The following is an 11,712-nucleotide window of genomic DNA, read 5'->3' on the forward strand; positions in this document are numbered from 1 at the left end:
GAGATGTACCCTTCTCTTCCTTTATAACTAATCTTCGCCCATCCATTTGCTTTTCCTAGGATTGTTACTTTTTCATTTTTTGTAACATATCCAACAATCGAACTTCCCAAAACAGGATTATTTCTTACATTTAACCGTGTTGCTGTAACAACACCTGTTTCTTTTTTTTCACTATTAATTGTTGGTTGTTGTTTTGTTTCAACATTTGGCTCTGATACTTTCATCTTTAAAAATTGTAATGAAACATAGCCTTCTTTCCCATCATGAGAAATTTTAGCCCAATCTTTTTCTTTTCCTAAAACCTGTACTGTTGTCCCTTTCTTTAATTTTCCCACAACTTTACTTTGCGTTGTCGGCTGTTCACGTATATTCAAATTCGTTGCATTCACTATCGCTGAATTTTCCTCTTGTGCAAAAGCATTTGTGGAAATAAGAGATGCTGCAGTCGCTAAAAATGTAGTTGTTATGATTTGTTTCGTTGTTTTCCTCATTTATTTATAAGAATATAAATACTTTTATATTCTTCAACCCTCCCTTGCCAAACTCAAATTACTATTTAATCTTAACACATCCACTACCGTTCCTTTTCGGTATTGCTCTATTTGTTCGTAGAAAACGAGTGAAATAATGAAAATAACATCATTTCATCCCACAAAATATATACTGTAAATTGAAACAAACATATAAATAGACCTTTATCTCAAATTTTTCAAATTCGAGATAAAGGTCTATTTGAAAACTTGTATAATTAATACGCCTTGCCCCAATACACCATATGCTCTGCTTTTTTACCACAGCATATACATTCTTGTGCTAATTCTTCTTGCTCAAATGGTATACAACGCGATGATACGCCTGCTTCTTCTTTTAATTTTTCTTCACACGCAAGCTCACCACACCACATCGCTTTGATAAATCCTTGCTTTTCATCAGCCGCTTGCTTCATTTCTTCAAAGGTTGTAACACTATACGTGTTTTCATCGCGAAATGCCTTGGCTTTCTTCAATAAAGAATCATGAATCTCACTCAGTAATAATGTGATACGCTCTTCCAATTGATCCATTGATACGAACTCTTTTTCCTTCGTATCTCGTCTAACAAGTACCACTTGATTCTTCTCTATATCTTTCGGACCAACTTCTAATCGAATTGGAACCCCCTTCATCTCATACTCATTAAATTTCCAGCCTGGTGTTTTATTGCTAGCATCTATTTTTGTGCGGGCAACTTTTTGAATACGCTCTTGTAACTGGATTGCCTTTTCTAATACCCCTTCTTTATGCTGAGCAATTGGTACAATGACAACTTGTATTGGCGCTACTTTTGGTGGCATCACTAGTCCATTATTATCGCTATGAACCATAATAAGTCCACCGATCATTCTAGTTGATACTCCCCAAGATGTTTGATGTACGTATTGCCATTTTCCATTACGATCTAAAAATTTAATGTCAAACGCTTCAGAGAAATTCGTACCGAAATTATGAGACGTTCCTGTTTGAAGTGCTTTTCCATCATGCATTAAACTTTCAATCGTATATGTTGCTTTTGCCCCTGCAAATTTTTCTTTTTCCGTTTTCTGCCCTTTAATTACCGGAATTGCTAAGTAGTCCTCACAGAAAGAAGCATATAGTTTCAAAATGTTTAAAGTTTCTTCTTGAGATTCTTCTGCCGTTTCATGAATTGTATGACCTTCTTGCCATAAAAACTCGGTTGTGCGAAGAAATGGTCTCGTCGTTTTCTCCCAACGAACAACTGAACACCACTGATTGTATAATTTCGGTAAGTCATTATAAGACTGAACAATTTTTGAGAAATGCTCGCAAAATAATGTTTCAGATGTTGGACGCACACAGAGCCTTTCTGCTAACTTCTCATCTCCTCCATGTGTAACCCACGCTACTTCAGGAGCAAACCCTTCCACATGATCCTTCTCTTTTTGAAGTAAACTCTCTGGAATAAACATTGGCATATACACATTTTCATGACCAGATTCTTTTAATTTCTCATCCATCACTCGCTGCATATTTTCCCATAATGCGTATCCGTATGGACGTAAAATCATACAGCCTTTTACACTTGAATAATCAACAAGCTCTGCTTTCTTCACAATATCGGTATACCACTGAGCAAAGTCTTCTTCCATTTTCGTAATGGCTTGTACTTGTTCTTTTGCCATATTCATTCTTCCTCCTTTAGAAAATAAAAAAAGCCCGTGTCCCCAAAATAGGGACCGAGCTTTTGCCGGCGTTACCACCCTGATTCATGTACAAATAAATTTGTACATGCTCTCTTTTTGATAACGGGAACTTCCCGCTGCACATGCAGAACGCAAAGGTAGGTTCCATATCGCCTTTTTAAGAATCTCGCAGCCAAATGGATTCTCTCTCTGCAAAAAAGGTGGGACATGTACTAATCCTTTTTCATCGTTATAACAAGATAAATTTGTTGAATATCATAATATAAATTCCATTTTAAAACAATAGCTAATTTTCTTATTTTTATATATTCTTTTCACTTTTTTCTGTTTTATACTAAGTCTACACATAGGTTTTTCGAAAGAGTTTCATAATTTGATGACTAATCATACCGATAAGTGTTCCCACTAAAACAAAGAAACATGCAATACCGTAACCCATTCCATCCCATCCGCCAATAGCGAAGATTGTAACTGGAAAGAAAGCTAAACAAATAAGAATTAAAATAAGTGCAAATATAATATCAAACGATTTCTGTGGAAATTGCTTCTTTAATAAAAATGAAACAGTAAATACAATAAAGATTGTCACAGCTCCAATTATAAAAAACACTTCAAATCCATTCATGCCATTCCCTCCTTCCATTCATTCCCTTATAATTTATTATATGTTTTAAAATTCTAAAAATAAACAATAAACTTTCTTTAAGAATAAGTTTTTGTGACCAGGTATTAATAGTAATATATGATAATAGATTATATATAATTAGGAGGGATATATAATGGAAAAGCCATTAACAAACCATGTAATTGTTTTATCGTTTGACTGCTTATCAGCTTTAGATCTGCCTATATTACAAGAGCTCCCTCACTTTCGTTCTTTAATCAAACGAGGTGCAATTGCAAAAAAAGTAGAAGCCATTTATCCTTCTGTAACATATCCCAGTCATGCCACGATCGTAACTGGTAACTATCCTAACAAACATGGTGTTGTAAATAATACATTACTTCAGCCCGGCAAGGAATCACCAGATTGGCATTGGTATCGTCGTTCTATTAAAGGAACAACATTATATGACGAGGCACGAAAAGCAAATTTAACAACTGCTGCCCTTTTATGGCCTGTTACCGGAAGAGCAAAGATTGACTACAATTTACCTGAAATCTTTCCAAATAGACCGTGGCAAAATCAAATTCTGGTTTCATTATTTAGTGGCAGCCCATTGTATCAACTAGATTTAAATCATCGTTTTGGCCATATTAGAAACGGATTGTCACAACCTGAACTTGATGATTTCGTTCTCGCTTCCGCTGTGTACACCATTCAAACAAAAAAACCTAATGTTATGTTTGTTCATTTTACAGATTTAGATACACAAAGGCATTATTACGGATTTTCTTCTAAGGAAACAAGGGCTGCTATCCATAGGCACGATGAAAGACTAGGAAAAATTATTCATGCATTGAAAGATAGTAACATATACGAGGAATGTACCATTATCGCCCTTGGTGATCATAGCGCTCTAAGTGAAAACAAAGCAATTCAACTAAACGTTCTTTTTCATCAAAAGGGACTCATCTCTGTTAATAAAAAAGGAAAATTACTAGATTGGAAAGCTTATTGTCAAAGCTGTGATGGCTCCGCTTACGTGTATGTAAAGGATAAAAATGATATCCACACTATACAAACTGTCCAACGTCTTCTTGACGAACTTCTTCAAGATAAACAAAATGGAATTGAATTTATACTCCATGATGAAGATGCAAAAGACCGCGGTGCAGATGCAAATTGCCTTTTTATGCTTGAAGCACGTGAAGGCTATTACTTCACCCAAAACTATACAGGAGACTTTATAAAGGAAATCACGGAAAAAGATGTAACCCCTAGTAAAAAATACACGTTTGGTGCACATGGCTATTCTCCAATAAAACCAAACTATGAAACCATCTTCATGGCTGCTGGAAAGGGCATTCGTCAAGGTACGATTATTCCCTATATGCGTCTCATTGACGAAGGACCTACCATCGCACGGTTACTCGGATTACACCTTGGTGAAACCGATGGAACTGTAATAGAGGATTTACTTCAATTGTAAAGAAATGTGTATATATGTAAAAATTACGTAAAACTTATCTCTGTTTCTCTTTTTACAACTTTTATTTTTGTACACTATTGTTAGAACAAACTTAAGGAGGAACACTATATGAAGAAAATGTCCAGGCAAGAAAAAAGCTGGATATTGTATGACTGGGCAAACTCGGTATATTCTCTCGTCATTACAACTGCACTATTTCCTATTTATTTCAAAGCTGCAGCAAAAGAAGCAGGTCTGTCCGGAGCGACCTCAACAGCTTTTTGGGGATATGCAAATTCTTTCGCTACGCTTCTAATTTCTATCCTTGCCCCTATTCTCGGTACAATTGCCGATTATAAAGGATTTAAAAAGCGCTTTTTCACATTCTTTTTTGGACTCGGTATTATATTTACAAGTATGCTAGCTGTTGTACCAACTTCACAGTGGTATTTACTACTAGGTTGCTATATGCTCGCCTTAGTTGGATTTGCTGGAGCAAACATTTTCTATGATGCATTTTTAATAGATATCACAACAGAAGATCGAATGACTCGGATTTCGACTCGGGGTTTTGCATTAGGCTATATCGGAAGTACAATTCCTTTTATTGGATGCATGACTCTAATTATCCTTGCCCAAAAAGGAACAATCCCATTATCAGTTGGTATTGCCAGTCAAATTTCCTTTGCAATTACAGCTCTTTGGTGGGGATTATTTACGATTCCGATGCTCAAGAATGTGGAACAAACGCATTATATTGAACGTCACCCAAAACCCATCACAATGAGCTTTAAGCGCTTAGCTAATACATTTAAAAATATCCGTCAATATCGCACTGTATTTTTGTTCTTGCTTGCTTATTTCTTCTACATTGATGGCGTCGATACAATTATTACAATGTCCACAGCTTATGGCACAGACCTTGGTATCAGTGCGACAAACTTACTTATTATTTTATTTGTAACACAAATTGTCGCTTGTCCATTCGCCTTGTTGTATGGGAAACTATCTGAAACGTTCAAAGACAAAAAAATGATATATGTCGGTATTATTATTTATATCATTATTTGCATATATGCTTATTTCTTAAAAACAACTCTCGACTTTTGGATTTTAGCAATGTTAGTTGCAACTTCTCAGGGCGGGATTCAGGCACTCAGTCGCTCCTATTTTGCAAAGTTGGTACCAAAAGAATCTGCAAACGAATTCTTCGGATTCTATAATATTTTCGGTAAGTTCGCAGCTATTATGGGACCCCTATTAGTCGGTGTAACAACTCAGCTAACTGGAAGAACAAATGCTGGTGTACTAAGCATTATCATTTTATTTATACTGGGCGGATTCATACTAACACGCGTACCGGAAAATGCGGCTTCTGTTACACCACCTACTCCAAAATCAGAAACACTATAAGAGAAAATGTCCCTTTCTGCATGCAGAAAGGGACATTTTCTCTTATTCCATCGATACCTTTTCACCACTAAAATTTTTACTACTTATACAAAAATAATTGATCAACCGTCGTCCCTAATACTTCTGCTAAACGAAATGCCAAGGCTAAACTTGGATCATATTTATTATTTTCAATTGCATTTATTGTCTGCCTTGATACTTTACATTTATCAGCTAATGCACCTTGTGAAATATTATTTTCAGTGCGTAATGCGCAAATTTGATTTTTCACATCATTTCTCCTAACCTGTAAAATCCTTTTTACAACATCAGTATATATTCGGTACATATAGTTGTCAAAAAATTTCCATACAAAAAAGAACCTAAGGCGCCTTTTCCAGTAAAATTCCTACATCAAAGAATCCGTAATCCCCTTTTGATTCGTATCCTCTTTTTTATTTCTGGCTTCTTCATTTATTCTCATACGTAAAATTGGAAAAATCGCGAGTAGAATAAGTGACATCGCTATACAAAATACAATAATAAGTGAGGTCGCTTCTTTTAATCCCCCAGCTAGTGAATTTCCAAGTAACATAGTTCCCATAAAAAGCGGTAAAATCGTACCATTTACACGCCCTACCATATTCTCTGGTACAAGCTGAATCATAAGCGTTCCAACAACAATGTTAACACAAGCTAAGCAAATTCCCGTTCCCAATCGCATCAAACTAGTAACCCAAAATGATGTAGACAGTCCTTCTACTAGAAGTGACGTAGCCAATACAATCATACCAAACACAAACATTTTTTTCGGATGTACCTTTGAAGCAAAAACTGCTGCAACGACGCCTCCAATTAGCATACCTATCCCGTCAGCTGCTGCTAAATATTGAACGGCCTCCTTTTCCATACCTAATCGTTCAATAACAAGAAATACTTCTAATGGATTTGTTAGCCCTACTGCTAAACCCATAATTGCAAAAGTAATTGTAATCATACATAAATTTTGGGTTTGAAGGACATATCTCCAGCCCTCTTTTATATCATTCCATAATGAAATACTCTCCGTTCTCTCTTTTTCAACCCATCTGGGTAAACATGAAAGAGTAATAGCAGATAACACGAATAAGCCGATTAAACTATATAGTGATGCGAACAATCCAAGTTGTGTATATACAATCGAACCTACAACCGGACCAAAAATTAGAAATAACGACTGTAGCGTTTGGTTAATAGCAATTGCGTTTGCAACATGTTTTTCTTCTACGTAACGTTTAAATATACGTGACGATGAAGGCTGAGAAAATTGCCCAACAATTGCTGAAACAAGAGTTGCAAAAAATATAGCCTGCCAATAATCCATTTTTAACAGTGAAATAATCCCTATAATGGATAACATACTTAGCATATCTCCAGCTACCATCGTTCTCTTAGGATTCCAACGATCTGCTAGCGCACCACCAATGAATGAAAAAATAAAAATAGGTGCATATTCCATAACCGATAATAATGAAACTGAAACAGGATCATTATTTGTTCGCTCCATAATGAAATACAACAATGCCATATTTCGAATCCAAATCGCAAACTGCTGTAAAATATCAGACGCCATAACAAGCATAAATGCCCGATTTTTAAATAACTCTTTCATGTTATTCCTCCCTTTATAAACCGACCGTTCAGTCTAAATTAATATGAAAGAAAAGCTGCTGATTTATGATTCAGCTGCCAGTCCTTGTAATAATACATCAATTGCTTTTTTGTAAATTCGCTTCATTTCTACAGAATCTAACTCGTAGTAAAGTACACCAAGCCCAGATAGTAAACCATTCACAATATACATAAGATCCCGGATATCTCCTTGACGGAATTCTCCAGATTTTATGCCTTCTTCAATTAATTTCTCAAAAACACCATATGATTCTCTTGCTAGAACAAGCATTTCATCTAAAATCTCTTTGCTTACAACTTGACTCATGGAAAACTCTTCAACTGCACTAAAAATAGGATGCTGTGTATCCTCTACATGGTACTCTGCAAGTCCATATAATTTCTCGGTACTCGTATGATACTGTTTTTCTTTTTCATTCCACTTTTCAAGCCAATCATACGTATGTTGTCTTACCACAAATAAAAATAATTCTTCCTTACTTTTAAAATGATAATAAATGCTACCTTTACTACGTTCTGTAATTTCGCAAATGTCTTCCATAGATGTTGCAGCGTATCCTTTTTGTGAAAATAACTCTTCCGCTTGGTACGCTATTTCCTTTTTTATCTCTTCTGCACTCTTTCTCATGTTCACACCTCACAAAACCGACCGTTCAGTCTAATAATAACAAATATAAAACCTCTATTACAAGAGGCTATATTCCTTATTTAGGAAAATGTATTTTCAAACCAGATTCGAGGTGTATGAATAACTCCAATCTTAAAACCAAGTTTGACAATACATACTCCACCGGCAACTAATCAAACGTTTATTTAGCTGATTCTATACGAGTTCAAGTCCACTAATCAAACGTTTGTTTAAAAAGAAATACGCCCATAAAGAGCGCTTCTCCTTAATCTCCACCGCCGCCACAGCTACCGCCGTCACCGCCTGAAAAACCGCTATCGCCTCCAAAAGAACTTCCGCAATCATGTGAACTATCATTATCTGATCCTGCAAAGAATACTGGTGTAGAAGCAGTACTATCACCATTACCTGTTTTATAAAGATTTACTTTTCGTTTATTTTTCTTGATCGATTTGGCAATCATTCCAATTAATACTAAAAATAATAATATTGCTATCACAAAACCCACATAATTCCCCCTTACATATTTTTACTATTATTTTACATGAAAATTTCAAATGGTACCACAATATGGTATACAAATGATACTCAGAATTAATATACTAAATAACAGTAAATACTTTATACATACAAACGAAAAGAGGTTACATTGTATGCACGAAAATCATGCTATACAAACTCTACTATTATCCCAGATAGAAAAACTAGCCCAATCCTTTCATTACGATTTTTTATATGAGGTTGCACAACAAAAAACGCTCTGCCAAATTCTTTTAAGAGATGATAATGGATCAATTGTAGCAACACCACTTAGTTTTCATATGTTAATAAACGAAGTTGCTGGGAAAGGTGAACTGATTTTTTATCACGAACATGGTGAATTTCATCGACAAAAATTTGATATTTATACGGAAGATAGCATTGTTAAATTGCTACTATTCATCCAAGAACGATTACAAGTAAACCAGTAAATAATACGAAAGCAGCCACGTAACACGTAGCTGCTTTCATAATTTCTCACTAAAATAATCTATCCCTCACCCATTACACTTCCAAATAAATTTCCCTCTTATCTTTTAGTAACATCCATTTCCTCCAGATTCCAAACTCGAGTCACCCAAGACTCATAAAAAGAAGGTTCATGAGAAACAAGTAAAATCGTTCCCGTGTATTGCTCTAACGCTTCCTTTAATGCCTCTTTCGCATATATATCTAAATGATTCGTTGGTTCATCTAAAATTAAAAAATTGCTTTTCATTAGCATCAGCTCACATAAACGTACTTTTGTCTGTTCTCCGCCACTTAAAGAACATAGAGATTGCCGAATATGATCTGCCTTTAACCCACATCGTGCTAAAGATTGTCGAATTTCTTTTTGCGTCATATCCGGACGCCTTGACCATACTTGCTCAAGTGGTGTAATTTCAGCTGCAAACTCTTCTTGCGCAAAATATGCAGGTTGTACTCTCTCTCCAATATGAACTGCTCCGCTTAATGGTTCTAGTTGCCCTAGTAACGTTTTTAACATTGTTGTTTTTCCAATTCCATTATGACCAACAATTGCAATCTTTTCGCCTCTTTTCACTTGTAAATTAAAAGATGAAAATAATGGTTCCGCATAACCAATTTGAATCTGTTTTGCTTGTAATATACGGCTCACAGGATCAGTGTGAATGCTGAAATGAAAATACGGCTTTGTTACATCGTTAGGCTTTTCAACCTTTTTTATTTTCTCCAATACCTTTTCACGACTTTTTGCTTGTTTCGCTTTTCGAATTTTATTTTTTTGGATAAAACTCTCTAAATTTGCAATGTCTTTTTGCTGTCTTGTATAAGCTACTTGTAATTGTTGCTTCTGAAGTTGGTAGCTTTCTAAAAACCTTTCATAATTTCCTGCGTATCGCTTTATTGTTTGCCCTTCTAAATGATAAATAACATTTGTAATGGGATTTAAAAATGACTCATCGTGTGAAACGACAATGTAAGCATGCTCATACGCTTGTAAATATGCCCTTAACCAATCAATATGAACTGTGTCTAAATAATTCGTTGGCTCATCCAGCAATAAGACATGTGGTTTCTCTAAAAGAAGCTTTCCAAGTAATAACTTTGTACGCTGGCCGCCACTTAGTTTTGAAACATCTTTTTTCATACCTAAGTCTAACAAACCTAAGCCAGCTGCTACTTCTTCTATTTTTGTATGAACTTGATAAAAATTTGAGCCTTCCAATATATTTTGTAATTCTCCATATTTCACTAATAACTTTTCTAACTCCGTTTCCTTTCCCATCTTTTCAGCAAGTGTTACCATTTCACGTTCAATTTCATAAAGATGAGAAAAAGCGCTTTGTAAATATTCTTCAATCGTTGTTCCCTCTTGTAAATCAATATGTTGCTGTAAGAAACCGATCTTCACATGTGGAAACCATTCAATCGTTCCAGCATCAGGCAAAATTTCTCCTGTTAACAGCCGAAGCAATGTTGACTTTCCTGCACCATTATTTCCAACAAGTCCAACATGCTCCCCTTGTAATAATCGAAAACAAGCATTATATAAAATGGTTTTATCTCCATACGTATGCATAAGATTTTCTACTGTTAATACGCTCATTTTTGTTCTCTCCTTTTCTTTATAACTAACAAGCCAAATAGAGAGAACAGCAAAATAAAGATCTTATTTAATTGTGTATACATGAAAAAATGGGTAAGGTGAATACACCTTACCCATTACAATTTCACTTTATTATCGTAAAAAAGGATTAAGGTTCTTTACCTGCTGTCTTCAATTTGGCCTAAACTTTAAAAATGGGCAGACTCCTCCCATATCAAGCTAAAACCATTTGAAGAACAGTTGATAAAGTCATTTTATCCTTTCACTCCTTTGTAAATCATTATTGTTCTATAACAAGCATATACCATGCTCTTATATTTTATTCGTTATAAATCTGTTTGTTCCTCTTTTTCACTAAAAATTTCTTCATACATTTTCTCCATTACATATGGACTTGTAAAATCAAAAGTTAATGATTTCCACATATGGATTCTTCTCTGCAATTCTACGCCATACTCTTTACTTGCTATCTTCTTTACTTCTGGAACGTGCTCTTCTTCCTCAAATTGTTTTACCGACTTCTGTTCACCTGTTGTATAATCTGTTAAACAGCTGATAACTCCTCGGCCATGTTCTTGTGATTGTTCTTCTAAATCAAACAGAATTGTATGTATACATCCAGTTACAAGAAACATTTCTCGATGAAGATTTCCTCTTGCTTGCTTATTCATCATTCGATAAAAAGTATTTTTCAATTCATAAAACGCATCTTTCGTATCAAATTCATCATATTTCTTACGAAGCAGCATAATTTTGGCTAACTCCGCTCTTGCGTCCATACATTTTAATAAATCTGTTACGAAAGACATCGCATGCTCTACGTATCCTTTTTGAATCATAGAATCTGTAAATTCATCGAATATCTGCTCGAATTTCCCTACTAAAAAATTCCCTGTCAATTCTGGTGTTTCTTCTAAAAATTCGTTACGTAATTTCATAAAGTCAACTAGCTTTTCCACTTCTTCTGTTGTTACATCAGACTCTTCCACCAAACCAAGCTGCATCATGCTAATCTTGTTCTTCAATTGCGGCTTTATCTCTTCTACACTATTTACGTTTAATTCATCTATCATTTGTTGAATTGTTTTATCCATCATATCTCCTCCATACAAAAAGCCTCTTAACAATCATTATACCA

12 protein-coding genes, 1 pseudogene and 1 other annotated feature are annotated in these 11,712 nt (G+C 35.0%); of the genes and pseudogenes, 3 read left to right on the top strand and 10 right to left on the bottom strand.

Annotated features, from left to right (window positions below; translation table 11 throughout):
• The 3 genes from BLV40_RS17790 to BLV40_RS17800 all read right to left on the bottom strand — a co-directional run.
• On the bottom strand, positions 1-491 hold a 491-nt coding region (locus BLV40_RS17790; RefSeq protein WP_170833675.1), incomplete at its 3' end, for an SH3 domain-containing protein.
• Between the two features lie 257 nt (positions 492-748).
• Positions 749-2,179, bottom strand: coding sequence for a proline--tRNA ligase (gene proS, locus BLV40_RS17795; RefSeq protein WP_090692434.1), 1,431 nt, complete (start codon positions 2,177-2,179; stop codon positions 749-751).
• A 46-nt stretch (positions 2,180-2,225) separates the two neighbouring features.
• Positions 2,226-2,436 (bottom strand) — a binding site (T-box leader).
• Positions 2,437-2,540: 104 nt separating this feature from the next.
• Positions 2,541-2,825, bottom strand: a complete 285-nt coding sequence (locus tag BLV40_RS17800) for a YesK-like family protein (RefSeq protein ID WP_090692437.1) — start codon at positions 2,823-2,825, stop codon at positions 2,541-2,543.
• 154 nt (positions 2,826-2,979) lie between these two features.
• On the opposite strand from BLV40_RS17800, the gene BLV40_RS17805 reads away from it, so the two are divergent.
• Positions 2,980-4,293: an alkaline phosphatase family protein gene (locus tag BLV40_RS17805; protein WP_090692440.1), complete on the top strand. Its 1,314-nt coding sequence runs from the start codon at positions 2,980-2,982 to the stop codon at positions 4,291-4,293.
• A gap of 108 nt (positions 4,294-4,401) precedes the next feature.
• On the top strand, positions 4,402-5,685 hold the full coding sequence (locus BLV40_RS17810) for an MFS transporter (protein ID WP_090692443.1): 1,284 nt from the start codon (positions 4,402-4,404) through the stop codon (positions 5,683-5,685).
• Positions 5,686-5,764: 79 nt separating this feature from the next.
• Here the strand turns inward: BLV40_RS17810 and BLV40_RS17815 are convergent, their stop codons facing one another.
• The 5 genes and pseudogenes from BLV40_RS17815 to BLV40_RS17835 all read right to left on the bottom strand — a co-directional run bounded on the left by BLV40_RS17815 (position 5,765) and on the right by BLV40_RS17835 (position 8,471).
• Positions 5,765-6,013, bottom strand: coding sequence for a helix-turn-helix transcriptional regulator (locus BLV40_RS17815; RefSeq protein ID WP_081811054.1), 249 nt, complete (start codon positions 6,011-6,013; stop codon positions 5,765-5,767).
• A 60-nt stretch (positions 6,014-6,073) separates the two neighbouring features.
• On the bottom strand, positions 6,074-7,315 hold the full coding sequence (locus BLV40_RS17820) for an MFS transporter (RefSeq protein WP_090692445.1): 1,242 nt from the start codon (positions 7,313-7,315) through the stop codon (positions 6,074-6,076).
• 63 nt (positions 7,316-7,378) lie between these two features.
• Complete coding sequence (locus BLV40_RS17825) at positions 7,379-7,963, bottom strand: TetR/AcrR family transcriptional regulator (protein ID WP_026592548.1); 585 nt, start codon at positions 7,961-7,963, stop codon at positions 7,379-7,381.
• 80 nt (positions 7,964-8,043) lie between these two features.
• Positions 8,044-8,136 (bottom strand): annotated as a pseudogene (locus BLV40_RS17830) (histidine kinase); the annotation flags it as partial.
• 92 nt (positions 8,137-8,228) lie between these two features.
• The gene (locus tag BLV40_RS17835; protein WP_090692448.1) at positions 8,229-8,471 is read right to left on the bottom strand and encodes a hypothetical protein; all 243 of its coding nucleotides are present in this window, start codon (positions 8,469-8,471) and stop codon (positions 8,229-8,231) included.
• Between the two features lie 145 nt (positions 8,472-8,616).
• Between BLV40_RS17835 and BLV40_RS17840 the strand changes: the two genes are divergently transcribed.
• Positions 8,617-8,934 (top strand): hypothetical protein, encoded by a 318-nt coding sequence (locus BLV40_RS17840; protein WP_026592550.1) that lies wholly within the window; start codon positions 8,617-8,619, stop codon positions 8,932-8,934.
• A gap of 98 nt (positions 8,935-9,032) precedes the next feature.
• On the opposite strand, the gene BLV40_RS17845 is transcribed toward BLV40_RS17840, so the two are convergent.
• The gene (locus tag BLV40_RS17845; RefSeq protein WP_090692452.1) at positions 9,033-10,574 is read right to left on the bottom strand and encodes an ABC-F family ATP-binding cassette domain-containing protein; all 1,542 of its coding nucleotides are present in this window, start codon (positions 10,572-10,574) and stop codon (positions 9,033-9,035) included.
• A gap of 326 nt (positions 10,575-10,900) precedes the next feature.
• Positions 10,901-11,671, bottom strand: coding sequence for a hypothetical protein (locus BLV40_RS17850; protein ID WP_139265563.1), 771 nt, complete (start codon positions 11,669-11,671; stop codon positions 10,901-10,903).
• Positions 11,672-11,712 lie beyond the last annotated feature (41 nt).

The organism is Bacillus sp. 166amftsu (assembly GCF_900107445.1).
GTDB lineage: Bacteria > Bacillota > Bacilli > Bacillales > Bacillaceae_G > Bacillus_A > Bacillus_A arachidis.